Here is an 18,284-nt window from a genome sequence, read left to right as displayed (position 1 = left end):
GTCTCGCCTCCTCACGCTTCGGAGTGCCCCTCGGGCGGATTCTCCCCACTGGGAGGACAAGCACGCGCCCTTATCGTCACGCATCAGTCAAATCCGAAAGACATTCCCCCATTCCCCCAAGGAGACGTAGTCTCGAACGCGTGCATCAGCCTCGTATTCTCCGCGACTTGCGAGACAGCGGTCACGTCCGTCGCAGCGTCAAGACCGAGGTCCGCGAGAACCTGCTCGCCAGGCTGCGCGCGGGAGAGACACGCTTTCCCGGCATCGTGGGCTTCGACGACACCGTCCTGCCCCATCTCGAGCGCGCCCTCCTCGCGGGTCACGACCTGGTCCTCCTCGGCGAACGCGGTCAGGGCAAGACCCGCCTCATCCGCACGGTCACGGGCCTGCTCGACGAGTGGACCCCCGTGGTCGAGGGTTGCGAGATCAACGACCACCCGTACGCGCCGGTCTGCGCCCGCTGCGTACGGCTGGCCGCCGAGCTCGGCGACGAGCTGCCCGTCGCGTGGAAGCACCGCGACGGGCGTTACGGCGAGAAGCTTGCCACGCCGGACACCTCGGTCGGCGACCTGATCGGCGACGTCGACCCGATCAAGATCGCCGAAGGCCGCACGCTCGGCGACCCCGAGACCGTCCACTACGGCCTGGTGCCGCGGACCAACCGCGGCGTCTTCTCGGTCAACGAGCTGCCCGACCTCGCCGAGCGCATCCAGGTCGCGCTGCTGAACGTGCTGGAGGAGCGCGACATCCAGGTGCGCGGCTACAACCTGCGACTGCCTCTGGACATCCTGCTCATCGCCAGCGCCAACCCCGAGGACTACACCAACCGCGGCCGGATCATCACCCCGCTGAAGGACCGCTTCGGCGCCGAGGTGCGCACCCACTACCCGCTGACCATCGAGGACGAGCTCGCGCTCATCCGCCAGGAGTCGATGCCCGACATCGGCGCCGACGTCCCCGAACACCTCGTCGAGGTCATCGCCCGCTTCACCCGCCTGGTCAGGGAGTCGACCGCCGTGGACGCCCGCTCGGGCGTGTCGGCGCGCTTCTCCATCGCCGCGACGGAGACCGCCGCCGCCTCCGCCGTACGGCGGGCGGCCATCGCCGGCGAGGAGCGCGCGGTGACCCGCGTCTGCGACCTGACCCCGGTCGTCCCCAGCCTGCGCGGCAAGGTGGAGTTCGAGGTCAGCGAGGAGGGCAGGGAGATCGAGATCCTCGCCCACCTGCTGCGCCGCGCCACCGCCGAGACCTTCCGCGGCAGGCTCGGCGGCCTGGACCTGACGCCGCTGCTGGACAAATTCTCGGCGGGCACCCAGGTGGAGTCGGGCGAGCTGGTGCCGGCCGCCGAACTGCTGCGCCGCATCGGGCCCGTCGACGGCCTGGCCAGGATCATGTCGAAGCTGGGCATGGGCACCGGCGAGGAGTCGCCGGGGCACGCGGCCGCGGCCCTGGAGTTCGCCCTGGAGGGCCTGTACCTCATGCGCCGGCTGTCGAAGGACGACGTGGACGGGGTGGCCGTCTACCGCACCTGATCCGCCGACACGCTCGGGTGAACATTTGCGTGATCTCCGGCGTCCTAGAGGATGACACACCTACGACCTCGGGGGAGATCATGCGCCTGCCCGCCCTGACCGCCAGTGCCGTGCTCTGTGCCGGCCTCTGCACGCCAGGGGCCGCCTCGGCCGCCACCTCCGGCTCGGTCGCGTACGGCTTCGCCTGGGCCGACGGCAAGGGCGCGCTCAGGATCACGCCCGCCAGTGCGACCCTGGTCAAGGAGCACGGGATCCGGCGCTACCGGCTGAAGGCCGTCGCGGGCGCCAAGGAGGTCAGGCTCGACTACACCAAGGCGGCCTACCGCAGGCTCACCGTGGCCTGCGACCTGGTCGAGACGGAGGGCCGGGTCGCGCTCGACGGCGGCGGCCTGGGCCGGACGGCGTGCACGCCCGCCGACCTCGCCTTCACGCTGCAGCGGGGCCCCGCCCCCCTCAAGATCGAGTACTCGGGCACGAAGGCGGTCAAGGTCAGCGAGTTCCTGACCGACTGGGGCACGCCCAGGAGCGCCTTCGGCACGCTCAAGCGCGTCGACGACACCACGGTCTCCTTCAAGGGGCGCAAGCTCGGCTACACCCACGCCCTCGGCTTCTACCGCGTCACCGCCTCGTGCTCGGCGGGCTGGCTGTCCGGCAGGCCGGTCAACGCCGACCGCGACGGGCTCGGCACGAAGAACTGCGCGGCCGGCGACTTCACCGCCGTGCTGAAGGCGCAGGCGCACCCGATCCTGGTGAAAGCCGACTACAACCCGCTCAGCGGCGAACTGGTGGAGGTCTGGGAGGTCTTCGGCGACGCATAGCCGGATATCTCGGGTTAGCGTGGGCGCATGGCCTACCGCTATGGCGAGTACCACGAAGGGCCGGACCCGCTCGCTCCGCCGTACGACGTGCGGGCGGCGCTGGACGAGATGGGCGACGCCATCCTGTCCGGGTCCACCCCCGTCCACGCGCTGCGTGACCTGCTCAAGCGCGGCCTGCCGGGCGCGCAGGACCGCAGGGGCCTGGACGACATGCTCCGCGAGGTACGGCGCCGCCGCCGCGAGCTGCGCGAGCGCGGACGGCTCGACGGCACCCTCGACCGGGCCCGCTCGCTGCTGGACAAGGCGATCGGGCAGGAGCGGGCCGAGCTGTTCCCCGATCCGTCGGACGACGCCCGCCTGCGCGAGGCCGCCCTCGACGCCCTGCCCGACGACACCGCGAGCGCGATCCAGGAGCTGAGCTCCTACGACTGGCGCTCGCCTGCGGCGCGGCAGACCTTCGAGGAGCTGCGCGACCTGCTGCGCAGGGAGGTGCTCGACACCCAGTTCAAGGGCATGCGCGACGCGCTGGCCAACCCTGATCCGGCCGCCATGGAGCGGATCAGGCAGATGCTGAGCGACCTGAACGACATGCTGGACCGGGACGCCCGGGGCGAGCACAGCCAAGCCGACTTCGACTCCTTCATGTCGAAATATGGCGACATGTTCCCGGAGCGGCCGCGCACGCTCGAGGAGCTGGTCGACACCCTCGCCCGCAGGGCCGCCGCCACCCAGCGCATGCTCGCCTCGCTCACCCCGCGCCAGCGGGAAGAGCTCGCCAACCTGATCGACCAGACGCTCGACCAGGCCGGACTGTCCGAGCAGATGCGCCGCCTGGGCGACTCCCTCTACGCCCGCAGGCCCGACCTGGCGTGGACCACCCCCGAGCGGCTGACCGGCGAGGACCCCATGGGCATGGGCGACGCCGTGACCGCGCTCGAGGAACTGGCCGACCTCACCCAACTGGAGGCCGCGCTCCGGCAGGACTACCCCGGCGCGCGCCTGGACGACATCGACGAGGCCGCCATCCGCCGCGCCCTCGGCCGGTCGGCGGTCGACGACCTGGAGGCGCTGAAGCGGATCGAACGCGAGCTGGAGCAGCAGGGATACCTGCTGCGGCGGCGCGGCAAGCTCGAACTCACCCCCAAGGCGGTGCGCCGCCTCGGCGAGACGGCGCTGCGGCGCGTCTTCTCCTCCCTGGACGCGGGACGGCGCGGCGACCACGACCAGCGGGACGCGGGGGCGGCGGGCGAGCTGACCGGGTCGTCGCGCGCGTGGCGCTTCGGCGACGAGCAGCCGATCGACGTGGTCCGCACGCTCGTCAACGGCATCCGCCGGCACGACGTGGCCGGCCGTACCGACCTCGGCCGGCCGGCCCGCACCGCGCCCCGGCCGGCCCCCGCCGCGGGGCAGCCCGACGACCGTCTCGGGGAGCGCGCGCGGGCCGCCTCCCCGCGGGTCCGGCTGTCCGTCGACGACTTCGAGGTCAGCGAGACCGAACGGCGCAGCGCCGCCGCCGTGTGCCTGCTCGTCGACCTGTCGTACTCGATGGCGCTTCGCGGCACCTGGGCCGCCGCCAAGCAGACCGCGCTCGCCCTCCAGGCGCTGGTCGCCGCCAAGTTCCCGCAGGACGCCGTCCAGATCGTCGGCTTCTCCAACTACGCCAGGGTGCTGCAGCCCGACGAGCTGGCCGGCCTCGACTGGGACATGGTCCAGGGCACGAACCTGCACCACGCCCTGCTCATCGCGGGCCGCCACCTCGACCGGCATCCCGACTTCGAGCCCGTCGTGCTCGTGGTCACCGACGGTGAGCCCACCGCGCACCTGATGCGCAACGGCCGCTCGGCCTTCGAGTGGCCGCCCTCACCGGAGACGCTGGAGCTGACGCTGGCCGAGGTCGACAAGATGACCAGGCGGCGCGCGACGATCAACGTGTTCATGCTGGCCGGCGACGACCGGCTGAAGGAGTTCGTCGACGAGGTGGCCAGGCGCAACGGCGGCAGGGTCTTCTCCCCCAGCGCCGACCGCCTGGGCGAGTACGTCGTCAGCGACTTCCTGCGCCAGCGCCGGGCCCGCTAGACGATCGCGGGGACGGTGTAGGTGGCCAGCCGCTCGTCGAGCCCGTCGCCGTGGTCGCGGTAGGACCGGTAGACGGGCCTGGCGGGGCTGCCGCCCATGGCCTGCAGGACGGGCACGTCCGTGGGCCTGGGCAGCACGCCGCCGCCCAGGTAGCGGGGGTCGGCCAGCTCGGTGCGCACGCCCTTCTCCCCCGAGACGAACCGGCCGTGCCGCCAGCCGCTCTCCTCGTCCCAGACCAGCGCCGACCCGGAGACCAGCAGGATCGTGGCGTCGCGGGGGTCGAAGGGGTCGTCCCACCATTCGAGGGCGTCCACGGCGAGAGCGACTTCGGCGACGTAGGCGACAGGCAGCGAGAGCCATTCCGATGTGTACGGCCGCATGCTGTTCCCTTCGCTGGGGGAGGCTTTACCCTAATGTAACCAACTTCCGCTGGAAGAGGGCCGCCGAGGGATAGCCGGGCAGCGGCGAGATCCCGACGAACTCGAAGCCCTGCCGCAGGTAGTACTTGTGCAGCGCCTCGTTGGTCCGCCACACGTCGATGCGCAGCAGTCCAGGGCCGCGCGCGGCCGCCCAGTCGATGATCTCCGCGCCGAGGCCCCGCCCCGCGAAGTCCCGATGGACGACCAGCCGGTGCAGGTAGAGCGCGTCGGCGTCAGGGTCGTGGTGGGCCCACAGCTCCCGCTGCACCGTCGTGGTGAGGGTGACGGTGGCCGCGAGCCTCCCGTCACGCTCCTCGACCCAGGTGATCCCCTCGGCGATGCCGCCGCTGACCCTGGCGTCCCTGGCCGCCCGGTCGGGCCACGGGCGCTGCCACTGGTCGGTGTCCTTGCCCGCGAGCCACGCCGCGGCGTTGTCGATCAGGCCGATGATCGCCGGGAAGTCGTCCGGCGTGGCCCCGCGCGGGTGGATCACGGGCTCCCGTCCCGGTACTTCGCCGGGACGGACCCGATGTGGTAGACGAGACGGTTGCGGTCGGCCGGGTAGACGGTCACGGTCAGCCTGATCGGGCGCGTGGGGTCGAAGGCCGTGCGCCAGAGGACCTGCACGGACACTCCCGCGCCGGTGACGCCGAAGAACGCGCTCTCGTCGGTGTAGGACATGCGGGCGGTCAGCTCGTCGGTGTAGCCGACCTGAGGGTGCCCGAGGTCTTCGAGCAGCTTGATCGTGCCCCGGGTGATGTCGCCGGGCCTGATGAGGTCGGTGCCGTCGGCGATGTCCATCGGGTAGTAGGAGGTCTGCACCGACCACGGCACGCCGTCCACGAACCGCCGCTGCACCCTGGTGACGACCTTGGCGCCGACCGGGATGTCGAGCCTGGCCGCCACGTCGGCGCGGGCGTCGACCACGTCGACGTGCGGCCTGCCCACCTCGGGACGGCGGCCGCGCAGCAGGACGGAGGAGACGTAGGCGTCGCCCGGCAGGTGGGCCGCGCGCCTGCCTTCCTCGTCGGACAGCACCACGGGGAAGGTGTCGGGTGCGCGGCGGACGAAGGTGCCCTCGCCCTGGCGCTTCTCCAGCAGCTCCTGGTTCACCAGCTGGCGGATGGCCTCGCGCACGGTGTTGATCGAGAATCCGGACGACTCCTTCAGCTCGACCTCGGTCGGGATCTGGTCACCCGGACCCCACCGCCCGTCCTCGATGGCCTTGCGCAGACGGTCGGCAAGCTGCTGGTACTTCGGGACGGGCACCGGATCGCTCCTCTTTGAGTTCCGATGGTTTGAGTGAGACCAATCATTGGTATGACTGGTTTCACCAAACTGAATCCTACACCCGGGATTCCCCGCGAGAACGGACGCGGCAACGAGGCCGCATCACCCGGGACCGCGCCCCCGAATTCCACCCCACACCGAGGGGAGGCCTCTCTTGATGGAAGCAGCCGTCATCCTGGCGCTGATCATTGCGAGCGGGGCGGCGGGCATCTTCATCGTCGTGGTCATCGGCATACACCACGAGGACGGCAGGAGCTCGGCGACCGGAACACCGCCAGGCCCGCTGGACGCGGGCACCAGACGGATTCTCAGGCTCACCGTCGATCACACGGGATGCAGGTACGCCACCAACGCGCAGCACGCGCCCTTCGACTGCCCGACCTGCGACGGGCGAGATCAGGCGTTGAGCAAGGAGCAGTAGTAGCTGAGCGCGACGTCGAACCCGTCGCGGCAGTTGCGGTGCGAACGGTAGCTGGGCCGCCAGGCCGAGCTCGCGCCAACCCCGGCGCGGGCGTCGGCCAGCGCGCCCTGCACCCGTTCCGGTCGCGGCAGCAGCCCGTGGCCGAGATAGCGCACCTCTTCGAGCTCGCTGTGCGCGCCGCGGCAGCCGGAGACGAACCGGCCGAGCCGCCAGCCGCTCTCCTCGTCCCACACCAGGGCAGAGCCGTCGGTCAGGCGCACGGTCGCGTCGCGCGGGTCGCACGGACCCTCCCACCAGTCGCCCACCTCGGCGCCGAGCACGCCGACGACCTGGGTGACATAGGAGAACGGCTGGTGTACCCACTCGTCCGAGTACGGCTCGACGTGCCTCACGGCCACGACGGCACCCCCTTGTGCCCTGGGAAACAGACAACCAACCATACCCGCGCTGAACTTATTCCATTGCCACGACGTCTAGTCATTACGGACGATATTCGGGGAAGGAGGAAGCCATGCTCGCCATGATCGTGATCATCGCCGTGATGGTCGTGGCCGTCGCGGCCTTCGAGCTGTGCATGAGCTGCCCTCACCACCAGGACGATCCCCAGGAAGAGAGTGTTTCCCGGTGAGATCGCCGGGCGGCTAAGGTCAGCCCCATGGATAGCACGTTGCTCTTGCTGCACATCGCATTCGCCATCTTCACCGTCGGTCCTCTCACGGCGGTGGTCATGGCCGCGCCGCGCGCGATCCGGGCCAAGAACGCCTCCGTCCTGCAGGTCCTGCAGCGGATGACCCGGATCTACGGCATCGGCTCGCTCGGCGTGCTCGTCTTCGGCATCTGGCTCGCGATCCGCCTCGGCGTCATCGGCCAGTGGTACATGTCGGCGTCGATGACGCTGTTCCTCGTCGCCCTCGTCCTGCTGTTCATCATCGACCGCGACCTTCGCGCCGCGGTCCGGGTCTTCTCCACCGAGAGCCCGGACGACGACGCGAAGGTCGAGAACGGCAGGATCGCCGCGCTCGGCGGCGTGATCGCGCTGATCTACGTGGTCGTCCTGTTCCTGATGGTCGTCCCCGGCGCCTAGCCCAGCGCCTCGGTCAGGTCGGCCAGCAGGTCGTCGACCGTCTCGATGCCGACCGACAGCCGCACCAGGTCGGACGGCACCTCCAGCGGGGAGCCCGCCGCCGAGGCGTGCGTCATCCTGCCCGGGTGCTCGATGAGCGACTCCACGCCACCCAGCGACTCGCCCAGCGTGAACAGCTTCGTCCGGTTGCAGATCTCGACGGCCTCCTGCTCGCCGCCGGCCACCCTGAACGACACCATGCCGCCGAAACGCTTCATCTGCTTGGCCGCCACCTCGTGCCCCGGGTGCTCGTCGAGGCCCGGGTAGAGCACCTGGGTGACGCGCGGGTGCGCGAGCAGCAGGTCGACCACGCGCTCGGCGTTGTCGCAGTGGCGGTCCATCCGCACCCCGAGCGTCTTGAGCCCGCGCAGCGTCAGCCACGCGTCGAACGGCCCCGCCACGCCGCCGATGGCGTTCTGGTGGTAGGCGAGCTCATCGCCCAGCGAAGCGGACGCCGAGACCAGCGCGCCGCCGACCACGTCGGAGTGGCCGCCGACGTACTTCGTCGTCGAGTGCACCACCACGTCGGCGCCCAGGGACAGCGGCTGCTGCAGGTACGGCGAGGCGAAGGTGTTGTCCACCACGAGCAGCGCGTCGTTGTCGTGCGCCAGCTGCGCGAGCGCGGCGATGTCGGCGATGCCGAGCAGCGGGTTGGTCGGGGTCTCGACCCAGATGATCCTGGTCTTCTGCGTCATGGCCGCGGCGACGGCGTCGAGGTCGCCCAGCGGCACCGGGTCGTAGCGCAGGTCCCAGCGCTGGTGCACCTTGGCGAACAGGCGGTAGGTGCCGCCGTAGGCGTCGTTCGGGATGACGACGTGGTCGTTGGGCTTGCACACCGTGCGCAGCAGCGTGTCCTCGGCCGCCAGGCCGGAGGCGAACGCCAGCCCCCTGGCCCCACCCTCGACCGCCGCCAGCGCCTCCTCCAGCGCCGTCCGCGTCGGGTTGGCCGAGCGGCTGTACTCATATCCGCCCCGAAGGCCGCCCACGCCGTCCTGCTTGTAGGTGGACGTGGCATAGATCGGCGGCACGACCGCGCCGGTCGTCGGGTCGGGCTCCTGGCCGGCATGAATGGCCAGAGTCTCAAATCCGTGGCTCATACCCACCACGCTAAACCTGTGAGGCCCGTGATCCGTCCCCCAACCGATCACGGGCCTCACCGACGTCACGGGCGGCCTGTCCCCCAACCGCCCTCCCGTGACGAGCACAGGGGGGTGTCCGTCAGGCCGCCTCGGCCTCGCCGCGCTCCTGGAAGCGCCGCGGCAGCCGGACGATGTCGGCCTCGATGTGGCGGCCGCTGCCGCCCTCGGCGGGCTCGCCGTTGATCCTCGACAGCAGGACCGGGTCGGCCAGCGCGAGCAGCAGCACCACGCCGAGCCCGAGAGCCAGCATCAGGAATCCGATTACCACCATGTCCCTCATCCCTTCGACGCTTCAAGCATCGGCCGCCGGGGGTTGCCGCCGCCTCCGCTGAAGGATTGGTCCGCGGGCCGGGCCCTCGGCCGAATGGTTGATATGGGTGGTCCGACTTCCGGCCTAGGCTCGAGTGCCGTGGGGGACAACAAACGTTTCGTCTACTGGGTCAGGCGGCTGAGCGAGATCGCGATGATCGGCTGGCTGGGCCTGCTGCTGATGGTCGACGTGGTGGCCTCGTTCAGCGCGGGCGGCCCGCAGCACCTGGTGCCCGGGTGCGGCGCGGTCGGCATCGCCGCGGTGGTGCTGCGCAGGCGCTACCGGGTCGAGGGCTTCGTCGTCCTCATGGCGTGCTCGCTGGCGGTCTCCCTGCTGTTCGGTGTCACGGACTTCGCCGGTTTCCCCGGCATGGCCGAGAGCGGCGCGCTGCTCATCCTCACCATCGGGATCCTGCGACACGTGGAGCCGGTGCCGCGGGCGGCGGTGCTGTCGCTGGTCGCGATGGCCGTCCTCATGGCCGAGGGCGGCATGCGCGACTACCGGAGCGCCGGTCTCGCCTTCTCGTTCCTGCTGTTCATCGGCTGGGCGACGGCCGCCGGCGTCGGCGGCTACCTGCGCTTCATGCAGGAGCGCCGCACCGAGGCCATCCACGCGGTACGGCGGGCCGAACGCCTGGAGCTGGCCAGGGAGCTGCACGACCTGGTCGCCCACCACATCACCGGCATCGTCGTCCAGGCGCAGGCGGCCCGCACGGTGGCCGAGAACAAGCCGGAGGCGGTCGTGCCCGCCCTCGACGCCATCGCCCACGCGGGGGCCGACGCGCTCACCTCGATGCGCCGGCTGGTCGGCGTGCTGCGCGCGCAGGACGAGGCGGCCCGCACGCCCGGCACCTCGCTGGCCGACCTGCGCCTGCTGACCGAGCGTTTCGCCGCCAGCGGTCCCCAGGTCGCCTTCGAGATCGGGCAGGGCATCGACGACGCCACGCTGCCGCCGGAGGTGATGACGACGCTGCACCGGGTGCTGCAGGAGTCGCTCACCAACGTCCGCCGCCACGCCCCCGGCACCGGCTGGGTCGAGGCGGACCTGCGGCGCTACGAGCGCGTGGTGGTGCTGCGCGTGCGCAACTACGGCTCGGCCACCGATCCCCGCATCTCACGGCTGGGCGGCGGATTCGGACTGGTCGGCATGGCCGAGCGGGTCGAGGCGCTGGGCGGCCGGCTGGTGGCCGGGCCCACGGCCGAGGGCGCGTGGGAGGTGCGTGCCGAGTTCCCGCTGCCCTAGCGCCCATGCCTCGGCGTAGGCCCGTTCGCCCAGCTCGGCGTGCGCCCTGGCGGAGATCCGCGCGACGTCGCCGCGCTCGGCGGACGGGAGCGGCGCGCCGACCGACTTTCTGATCGCGGCCGCCGTACCGAGGAACCTGGCCGCGTCACGGCCGGGCAGCGCGCCGGCCAGGCCCTCCAGGGCCAGCGCCACGGCCCTCGGGTCGCCGCTGGCCCGTGCGGCGGCGTAGCCCTCGCGGTGCAGCGCCAGCGCGGCCGCCGTGTCGCCGCGCTGCTCGGCGGCGAAGCCGAGCTCGGCCAGGATCAGCGCGCGCCCCGGCTGCCCGTCCACCTGCCGCAGCCAGGCCAGCCAGGGACGCAGCAGCGCCTCGGCCTCCTCCAGTCGTCCCTGCCGCCGCGCGCCCAGCCCGAGGCCGAGCACCGCGTGCTCCTCGGCCGACTTGTACGACTGCTCGACGGCGAGCCTGCGCGCTCGCTCGTGGTAGTCGTCGGCCAAGGCGTAGTCGCCCCTCAGCAGCGCGGTCCTGCCCAGCACCGACAGGCGGTAGGCCGACTCCAGCCCCAGCTCCTCGGCCAGCCGCAGCCCCTCGCCGCGCCACCTCGCCGACTCCGCGTAGTCGCCGCGGATCTCGGCGAGCAGGCCGAGCGTCTCCATCGCCTCGCTCCGGCCCCAGCCGTCCCCGACCTCCTGGAAGATCGCCAGGCTGCGCTCGCCGTCCGCCTCCATCGCGGCCAGGTCGCCGCGGACGAGCGCCAGTTTGGCCCGCACGTCCAGCGCCGCCGCGACGCCCCAGCGGTCGCCCAGCTCGCGGTAGGCGGCCAGCGCCCGCTCCACCCTGGCCTCGTGCGCGGGGTGGTCGCCGTAGGCCCATCTCACGTAGCTGAGGAACCAGTCGGCGAAGGCGGCCCCGGCGCGGTCCAGCCCCCCGTACGGCACGGCGCCCGCGTCGTCACCGGTCGACAGCGTCATCCCCGCCTGCCACACCGCGGCCAGCGCCCGCTCGCGCGCCTGGCCACCGCCGGACGACAGCGCCCGCTCGATCGCCCTGCTCGCCTCGCCCCGCCTGCCGCGCAGGAACCAGTACCAGCCCAGCGCGTTCACCAGCCGCAGCGCGTGACTCTCGCTCTCCAGCGCCGCGCGCAGGTTGGCACCCTCGGCGTCGAGCGCGCGCAGCCACCGGCCCTGCTCGGCCCCGCGCAGGTCGGCCCGTTCGGCGAGGGCGGTGTAGTAGGCCGCGTGCCGCTCCTTCAGCGTGGCGCTCTCGCCTGCCTCCGCCAGCCGTTCGAGGCCGTAGGCCCGGACCGTCTCCAGCAGCCGGTAGCGCGGGCCGGGGCTCACCAGCGACCTGTCGACCAGTTGGGCGAGCGACGCGACGACGTCCACCCCCGGCTCGGCGCACACCTGCTCGGCCGCCTCCAGCAGGCACCCGTCCGCGTGGACGGCCAGCCGCCGCAGCACCACCCGCTCGGCCTCGGACAGCAGCTCCCAGCTCCAGTCGATGACCGCGCGCAACGTCCGCTGCCTGCCGGGCGCGTCTCTCCGCCGCGCGCCCAGCACCCTGAAACGGTCGTCGAGCCTGGCGGCCAGCTCCCGCACGCCGAGCGCGCGTACCCGCGTCGCCGCCAGCTCCACGGCCAGCGGGAGCCCGTCGAGGCGCTCCACGATGGTGGCCACGGTCCGGGCGTCGTCCTCGTCGAGTGAGAAGGCGGGATCGGCGGCCTCGGCCCGCGCCGCGAACAGCCGTACCCCCTGGGCGGTCTCCAGCGGCGGCACCGGCCACACCCGCTCCCCCTGGACGGCCAGCGGCTCCCTGCTCGTCGCCAGCACGCGCAGCCCACCGGCCGCCCTGAGCAGCGTGGAGACCAGGTCGGCGGTGCTGTCGACGACGTGCTCGCAGTTGTCCATGACGAGCAGCAGCCGCCGGTCGCGCAGCGCGCTGACCAGGCGCTCGACCGGGCCCGCGGCGGGGCCGTCGTCGCGGACGCCCAGCGTCTCGATCACCGCCTGGACGGGATCGGTCGTCGCGGCCAGCTCGACCAGCAGCGCGCCCTCCACCCCCGCCGCGCTCTCCAGGGCGAGCCGGGTCTTGCCCACGCCGCCTGGGCCGGTGAGCGTGACCAGGCGGCCGGCGTCGAGCAGGGCGCGCACCTCCTCGACCGCCTCCTCCCTGCCGATCAGCTCGGTCAGCGGCGCGGGCATGCCGCCTCCGGACAGGCGGACAGCGCCCGTGACCGGCCTGTCCAGCGAGGGGTCGTGGCGCAGGATCGCCTCGTACAGCGCCGCGAGCTCCCTGCCGGGGTCGACGCCGAGCTCGTCGGCCAGGCGGGCCCGCAGCTCCGTGTAGCTCTCCAGCGCGTCGCTCTGCCGCCCCGCCCGGTACAGCGCCCGCAGGTGCAGCCCGCGCAGCCGCTCCCTCAGCGGGTGGCGTTCGACCAGCGCGCCGAGCTCCACCGGCTCGCCCAGCGCCAGCCGTACCTCGGCCTGGTCCTCGAGCGCCGTCAGGCGCGCCTCTTCGAGCCGCGCCGCGGCCGCCGTGACGAACGGCGCGTCGGCGTGGTCGGCGTAGGCGGGGCCCCGCCACAGCGCCAGCGCGTCGGCCAGCAGGCGGGCCCGCGCCTGCGGCGTTCCCTCCCTCGCCCGCGCCAGCAGCGCCGCGAACTCGGCGGCGTCGACCTCGGCCCCGGCCAGGCGGTAGCCCGCGGGCTCGCGCACGACCGTTCGCGGGCCGCCGAGCGCCCGGCGCAGCTGCGACACCCTCGCCTGCAGCGTTCCGACCGGGTTGCCGGAGGGGCGCGCTCCCCACAGGTCGTCGATCAGCCTGTCCATGGGCACCGGACGGCCCTCGTGCACCAGCAGGTCGGCCAGCAGCGCGCGGACCTTCGCCTCGGGCACCCGCACGAGGCTCCCGTCGTCGGCCCACACGGCCAGCGGTCCCAGCACTCCGAAACGCATGACCCGTAGCTAACCAGAAGGTTTCCCGTAGGGCCGGGGCCGAGGGTGGGGGCATGACGACGCATGTGACTGTGATCGGCCTCGGCGCGATGGGCTCCGCGATGGCCGAGACGTTCCTGAAGGCGGGCCACCGGGTGACGGTGTGGAACAGGACGCCGGGCAAGGCCGGGGCCCTGGTCGCGCTGGGCGCGCACGAGGCGGCCTCCCCCGCCGAGGCCGGCGAGCTGATGGTGATCAGCCAGGTGGACTACCAGGCGATGTACGACAGCCTCGACGGGGTCGACCTGACCGGCAAGGTGCTGGTCAACCTGAGCTCCGACGCTCCGGCCAGGCTGCGCGAGGCCGCGGGGTGGGTGGCGGGCAGGGGAGGCGTGCTCGTCACCGGCGGCATCATGACCCCGCCTCCGGGGATCGGGCAGCCCGGCGCGTACACGTTCTACAGCGGGCCGTCCGAGGCGCTGACGGCCCACGAGGAGACGTTGAAGGCGCTGAGCGACGTGACCTACGTCGGGGCCGACCCCGGGCTGGCGATGCTGTTCTACCAGTCGCAGCTGTTCATGTTCTGGGCGGGGCTCACGGCGTACATGTACGCGGGGGCGCTGGCGCAGAGCGCGGGAGTGCCGGTGACGCAGCTGCTGCCGTACGCCCAGGAGACGTTCGGCGGGATCGCGGGAGACGGGCCGATGGGCTACCTGAAGATCCTGACCGGCGAGATGGAGGAGCGGGCCTACCCGGGGGCGCAGAACAACCTGCACATGCAGGCGGTGGGGATGGAGCACGTGGTGCACGCGTTCGCCGACGCGGGGCTGGACGTGACGCTGCCCGAGGCGCTGCGGGACCTGTTCGCCCGCGCGGTCGCCGACGGACATGCCGCGGAGGGGCTCGGCTCGGTGGTCGAGTCCATCAAGAAGCCCTGACCCGTGACCGAAGCACCCCGGCCCCCACCGGGGACCGGGGTGCCTGCCGCGTCGCGGCCCAGGACCCGGCCCGCGCGGCACGCGCGCCAGGGTCCTCGGGGCCGGCGGTCAGTGGTTGGCCAGGAAGGCCAGCAGGTCCTGGCGGGTGAGCAGGCCGGACGGCTTGCCGTCCTCCAGCACCACCGCCGCGTCCGCCTTCTCCAGCGCCTCGACCGCCCGGGAGACCGGCTCGCCCGCGCCGATCATCGGCAGCGGCTGCGACATGTGGTCGGCGATCGGGTCGTCGGAGCCGAGCTTGCCCCGGTACAGCGCCTCCAGCAGGTCGCGCTCCACGATCGAGCCGACCACCTCGGCGGCCATGACCGGCGGCTCCTCCTTCATGACGGGCAGCTGCGACACCGAGTACTCCCGCATGATGGAGATCGCCGTGCCCACCGACTCGTGCGGGTGCGCGTGGACGAACTCCGGCATCGTGCCGCTCTTGCGCGACAGCACGTCACGCACCAGCCCGTCCTCCGACGCCGTGGTCAGGAACCCGTAGTCGGCCATCCAGTCGTCGTTGAAGATCTTCGACAGGTAGCCGCGGCCGCCGTCGGGCAGCAGCACGACCACCACGTCGTCGGGCCCGGCCTGGGCCGCCACCTGGAGCGCCGCCACCGTGGCCATGCCGCAGGAGCCGCCGACCAGCAGCCCCTCCTCGCGGGCCAGACGCCTGGTCATGTTGAAGGAGTCCTTGTCGGACACCGCGATGATCGAGTCACAGATCGTCGTGTCGTAGGTCGCGGGCCAGATGTCCTCACCGACGCCCTCGACCAGGTACGGGCGTCCCGTACCGCCGGAGTAGACCGAGCCCTCGGGGTCCGCACCGATGATCTTCACCCGGCCGCCGGAGACCTCCTTGAGGTAGCGCCCCGTGCCGCTGATGGTGCCCCCTGTGCCCACGCCCGCCACGAAGTGCGTGATCCTGCCCTCGGTCTGCTCCCACAGCTCGGGGCCCGTCGAGTGGTAGTGCGACTCCGGGTTGTTGACGTTGGAGTACTGGTCGGGCTTCCACGCGTTCGGGATCTCCCGCGCGAGCCGGTCGGAGACCGAGTAGTAGGACTCGGGGTGGTCGGGCGCGACGGCGGTCGGGCAGACCACGACCTCCGCGCCGTAGGCCCGCAGCACCGAGATCTTGTCCTGCGCGACCTTGTCGGGCACGACGAAGACGCACTTGTAGCCCTTCCTCTGGGCCACGATGGCCAGGCCGACGCCGGTGTTGCCCGAGGTCGGCTCGACGATCGTGCCCCCGGGACGCAGCGCCCCCGACGCCTCGGCCGCCTCGATCATCCGTACCGCGATGCGGTCCTTCACCGAGCCGCCCGGATTGAAGTACTCGACCTTGGCGAGCACCTGTGCGGGCAGGCCGGCGGAGACCTTGTGCAGCCTGACGAGCGGAGTGTTCCCCATGAGCTCGATCAGGGAATCGTAAACGCGCACTGAGGTGTTCACCTTCTTTGCCGAAGCTTGATCAGCTTGTGGATGGCCGCGGCTCCCAGGGGGTGGTGGAGCCTCGGTTAGGTTTCAGACCCTGAGGATCGCGCGGGAGCCGCCCGAGCGGTTATACCAGCACGTTTCTCATGGACAACGCTACCGTCGCGACAGCTCGAGAGGAGCCGCTGAGGTGATCTGGACTCCCGGGGTGGCGCGTACCGCGCGCAGGATAGCGGCAGCGGCGGCCCTCGGCGGCGGCGGGTTGACGGCGCTCGGCGCGACGGCCTACGGCCTGCTCGTCGCCGAGAGTCTGGTCGCCAGGAAGGTGATCGGCCGCCCGCACGGCACGGAGGGTCCCGCCTCCGACGGCGTCTACGGCGACTTCCCCGGCGTGCCCCTGCGGCTGGCGATGCTGGGCGACTCCACCTCGGTCGGCCTGGGCATGGACGACCCCAAGGACACTCCCGGCGTACGGCTGGCGCACGGCCTGGCCGCCGTCGCCGAGCGCCCGGTCGCGCTGACCGTCGTCGGCCAGTCGGGCGCGCCGTCGGCCGAGCTCGGCGACCAGGTCGACAGGGCGCTCAAAGCACGTCCCGAGGTGGCGGTCATCTTCGTCGGCGCCAACGACGTCACCACGCAGACGCCGCCGGCGACGGCCGTACGGCATCTGGCCAAGGCGGTGCGGCGGCTGCGTGAGGCGGACGTCGAGGTCGTGGTGGGCACCTGCCCCGACCTGGGCACGGTGCGGCCGCTCGCGCAGCCGTTGCGGTGGGTGACGCGGCGGTGGAGCCGCCAGCTGGCCGCCGCGCAGACGGTGGCGGTGGTGGAGGCGGGCGGCAGGACGGTGGCCTTCGCCGACATCCTGGGGCCGGAATTCGCCACAAACCCGACAGAGATGTTCGGACCCGATCGATACCATCCATCTGACCGAGGTTACGCACAGGCCGCTTACGCGGTGCTACCTTCTGTATGCGCTGCGTTGGGGTTGTGGCCCGAGCCACGGCCCAGGCGTGGTGAAGGACTGCAACCGATCTACCTTGCGGCGGCGACGGCCGCGGAGGAGTCAGGCACCGAGGTCACCGCGACCAGGGTCGCCGGGCGGGCGACGGGCCCCCACGGGAGGTGGGTGACGCTGTTCCGCCGGCGCCCCGACGACACCCTCCCTGGCTGAGCCGTCACTCCTCGCCCCTATTGGAGTGGAATAACGGTGCTCCGGCCCTTCGCGAAACCGGCTCTCGCCCTCGTCGGCACCGTGGCGCTGGCTGCCTGCTCCGGCAGCGACGCCGCCACGGCGGACTTCCCGACCTGGCACAACCCCGACGTCAACGTGGTCAGCCGCATGGTCACCGCCGCGGGCGTGGCCACCGCCACCTCCATGAGGCCCGACGGCACGCTGGAGACGGTGGCACTCGACCTGACCACCGGCAGGAAGCTGTGGGCCCAGCCTGCCACGATGGCCGGCCGGCTGCCCGGCATGGGCGTGCCGCCGCCCGCGATCGTCGACGGCGCTGTCGTCGCGCTCGACCCCGTCAAGCAGGGCAGGTGGAACGCCACCCTGGTGGCCCGCGACGCCCGCACGGGCAAGCAGACGTGGACCAGGCCGATCCACTCGACGTTCGGGCCGCAGCGCTGCGGCCCCTACGTGTGCGTGTCGGAGCACACCGCGCTCGAGGCGGCCAGGGTGGTCGTGCTCGACCCGGCCACGGGCAAGCAGATGTGGAAGCTGCCCGGCATCGCCGAGGTGGAGTGGTCCGACGCCGGCCGGGTGGTCTTCCTGCGCCTGGCCCGCGACCCGATGATCGAGTCCTACGAGCTCAAGTCCGGCAAGCTGCAGTGGCAGCAGCCGATCGAGCAGGCGCTCGGGCCCGGCATCGACATGTCCGGCGGGTGGGCGTTCGGCGCGACCGGCGACAACCTGGTGGGCTACGTCGCGCCGTACACCGACTCGCGCACGAAGAAGGTCTCGACGTTCGGGCTGTTCTCGATCAAGATCGCGGACGGCACGATCAACTGGATGCGCCCGTCGGTCGTGCGCGTCTACCCGAGTGGCAACCCCGGTTTCGCCCCGGTGGTCCGCCCCGTCGACCAGCACGGCCAGTACGGCGGATTCGCCAGGCTCGACCCCGAGACGGGCCGTGTCATGGGGCAGATCACCGCCGACCAGGTGCCCGGCTCGGGCTGGTGGCTGGCCTTCCCCGGGCAGATGGAGAAGCTCGGCTTCCTCAAGCACGACAGCGGCGGTTCGGCCTTCGACCTGGCCGGCGGCAAGCCGGTGCCGGTGAAGGAGCAGCGCGGCTGGTCCTTCTGCGTCACCGACCCCAAGCCGCTGCCGTTGAAGGGGCAGGCGCCGGGCTTCTACTCGATCGCCTCGGTCTGCGAGTTCGACCTGTCGAACGGCAAGCGGGTGAGCGGCGATGGCGCGCCGCCCCACTGGTTCACCGGCAGCCACGACGGCTGGCGGCTCTGGCGCGACGAGAAGGGCGGCATGCACGGCATCAAGGACGACACCGCCGCCGCGCCGGGCATGTACGGCTGAGCGGGGGCCGGGCGCCAGGATCGGCCCGGCCTTCCC

16 protein-coding genes and 1 pseudogene are annotated in these 18,284 nt (G+C 72.1%); 9 read left to right on the top strand and 8 right to left on the bottom strand.

Annotated features, from left to right (window positions below; translation table 11 throughout):
• The first annotated feature begins 167 nt into the window (after nucleotides 1–167).
• The 3 genes from ABZX22_RS03160 to ABZX22_RS03150 all read left to right on the top strand — a co-directional run bounded on the left by ABZX22_RS03160 (nucleotide 168) and on the right by ABZX22_RS03150 (nucleotide 4,426).
• Nucleotides 168–1,532 (top strand): sigma 54-interacting transcriptional regulator, encoded by a 1,365-nt coding sequence (locus tag ABZX22_RS03160; RefSeq protein ID WP_354905619.1) that lies wholly within the window; start codon nucleotides 168–170, stop codon nucleotides 1,530–1,532.
• 80 nt (nucleotides 1,533–1,612) lie between these two features.
• Nucleotides 1,613–2,350 (top strand): hypothetical protein, encoded by a 738-nt coding sequence (locus tag ABZX22_RS03155; protein ID WP_354905617.1) that lies wholly within the window; start codon nucleotides 1,613–1,615, stop codon nucleotides 2,348–2,350.
• A gap of 27 nt (nucleotides 2,351–2,377) precedes the next feature.
• Nucleotides 2,378–4,426: a hypothetical protein gene (locus ABZX22_RS03150; protein WP_354905615.1), complete on the top strand. Its 2,049-nt coding sequence runs from the start codon at nucleotides 2,378–2,380 to the stop codon at nucleotides 4,424–4,426.
• On the opposite strand, the gene ABZX22_RS03145 is transcribed toward ABZX22_RS03150, so the two are convergent.
• From ABZX22_RS03145 to ABZX22_RS03135, 3 genes are read right to left on the bottom strand one after another with little or no spacing between them, the layout of a single operon-like run.
• Nucleotides 4,423–4,806, bottom strand: coding sequence for a DUF6292 family protein (locus tag ABZX22_RS03145; RefSeq protein WP_354905612.1), 384 nt, complete (start codon nucleotides 4,804–4,806; stop codon nucleotides 4,423–4,425). The genes ABZX22_RS03150 and ABZX22_RS03145 overlap by 4 nt on opposite strands.
• Before the next feature lie 25 nt (nucleotides 4,807–4,831).
• Nucleotides 4,832–5,338, bottom strand: a complete 507-nt coding sequence (locus ABZX22_RS03140; protein WP_354905609.1) for a GNAT family N-acetyltransferase — start codon at nucleotides 5,336–5,338, stop codon at nucleotides 4,832–4,834.
• Nucleotides 5,335–6,114 (bottom strand): GntR family transcriptional regulator, encoded by a 780-nt coding sequence (locus tag ABZX22_RS03135; RefSeq protein WP_354905606.1) that lies wholly within the window; start codon nucleotides 6,112–6,114, stop codon nucleotides 5,335–5,337. The genes ABZX22_RS03140 and ABZX22_RS03135 overlap by 4 nt, the downstream gene beginning before the upstream one ends.
• 178 nt (nucleotides 6,115–6,292) lie before the next feature.
• On the opposite strand from ABZX22_RS03135, the gene ABZX22_RS03130 reads away from it, so the two are divergent.
• Nucleotides 6,293–6,556, top strand: coding sequence for a hypothetical protein (locus ABZX22_RS03130; RefSeq protein WP_354905603.1), 264 nt, complete (start codon nucleotides 6,293–6,295; stop codon nucleotides 6,554–6,556).
• On the opposite strand, the gene ABZX22_RS03125 is transcribed toward ABZX22_RS03130, so the two are convergent.
• Nucleotides 6,532–6,954, bottom strand: coding sequence for a DUF6292 family protein (locus ABZX22_RS03125; RefSeq protein ID WP_354905600.1), 423 nt, complete (start codon nucleotides 6,952–6,954; stop codon nucleotides 6,532–6,534). The genes ABZX22_RS03130 and ABZX22_RS03125 overlap by 25 nt on opposite strands.
• A 257-nt stretch (nucleotides 6,955–7,211) precedes the next feature.
• On the opposite strand from ABZX22_RS03125, the gene ABZX22_RS03120 reads away from it, so the two are divergent.
• Nucleotides 7,212–7,640 carry a hypothetical protein gene (locus ABZX22_RS03120; RefSeq protein WP_354905599.1) on the top strand — a complete coding sequence of 143 codons (429 nt, stop codon included), beginning with the start codon at nucleotides 7,212–7,214 and terminating at the stop codon, nucleotides 7,638–7,640.
• On the opposite strand, the gene ABZX22_RS03115 is transcribed toward ABZX22_RS03120, so the two are convergent.
• Nucleotides 7,637–8,776: a cystathionine gamma-synthase gene (locus tag ABZX22_RS03115; RefSeq protein ID WP_354905596.1), complete on the bottom strand. Its 1,140-nt coding sequence runs from the start codon at nucleotides 8,774–8,776 to the stop codon at nucleotides 7,637–7,639. The genes ABZX22_RS03120 and ABZX22_RS03115 overlap by 4 nt on opposite strands.
• 121 nt (nucleotides 8,777–8,897) lie before the next feature.
• Nucleotides 8,898–9,089 (bottom strand): hypothetical protein, encoded by a 192-nt coding sequence (locus ABZX22_RS03110; protein WP_354905594.1) that lies wholly within the window; start codon nucleotides 9,087–9,089, stop codon nucleotides 8,898–8,900.
• Between the two features lie 93 nt (nucleotides 9,090–9,182).
• Between ABZX22_RS03110 and ABZX22_RS03105 the strand changes: the two are divergent.
• Nucleotides 9,183–10,304, top strand: a pseudogene (locus ABZX22_RS03105) (histidine kinase); the annotation flags it as partial.
• Here the strand turns inward: ABZX22_RS03105 and ABZX22_RS03100 are convergent.
• A complete protein-coding gene (locus ABZX22_RS03100; protein WP_354905592.1) occupies nucleotides 10,242–13,322 on the bottom strand; it encodes a BTAD domain-containing putative transcriptional regulator in 3,081 nt (1,026 codons plus the stop codon). The pseudogene ABZX22_RS03105 and the gene ABZX22_RS03100 overlap by 63 nt on opposite strands.
• A gap of 53 nt (nucleotides 13,323–13,375) precedes the next feature.
• Here ABZX22_RS03100 and ABZX22_RS03095 point away from each other — a divergent pair, with 53 nt between their 5' ends.
• A complete protein-coding gene (locus ABZX22_RS03095) occupies nucleotides 13,376–14,239 on the top strand; it encodes an NAD(P)-binding domain-containing protein (RefSeq protein WP_354905589.1) in 864 nt (287 codons plus the stop codon).
• A 108-nt stretch (nucleotides 14,240–14,347) separates the two neighbouring features.
• Here ABZX22_RS03095 and ABZX22_RS03090 read toward each other — a convergent pair whose 3' ends face one another.
• Nucleotides 14,348–15,718 (bottom strand): cystathionine beta-synthase, encoded by a 1,371-nt coding sequence (locus ABZX22_RS03090; RefSeq protein ID WP_354905587.1) that lies wholly within the window; start codon nucleotides 15,716–15,718, stop codon nucleotides 14,348–14,350.
• A gap of 184 nt (nucleotides 15,719–15,902) precedes the next feature.
• Here ABZX22_RS03090 and ABZX22_RS03085 point away from each other — a divergent pair, with 184 nt between their 5' ends.
• Together ABZX22_RS03085 and ABZX22_RS03080 are read left to right on the top strand one after the other, a co-directional pair.
• On the top strand, nucleotides 15,903–16,883 hold the full coding sequence (locus ABZX22_RS03085) for an SGNH/GDSL hydrolase family protein (RefSeq protein ID WP_354905584.1): 981 nt from the start codon (nucleotides 15,903–15,905) through the stop codon (nucleotides 16,881–16,883).
• Between the two features lie 36 nt (nucleotides 16,884–16,919).
• The gene (locus tag ABZX22_RS03080) at nucleotides 16,920–18,248 is read left to right on the top strand and encodes a PQQ-binding-like beta-propeller repeat protein (protein WP_354905581.1); all 1,329 of its coding nucleotides are present in this window, start codon (nucleotides 16,920–16,922) and stop codon (nucleotides 18,246–18,248) included.
• Nucleotides 18,249–18,284 lie beyond the last annotated feature (36 nt).

Source organism: Nonomuraea sp. NPDC003804, assembly GCF_040610675.1.
Classification (GTDB): Bacteria; Actinomycetota; Actinomycetes; order Streptosporangiales; family Streptosporangiaceae; genus Nonomuraea.
The sequence above is the reverse complement of the archived record's forward strand: the minus strand, read 5'-3'. Positions and strand labels throughout refer to the sequence as shown.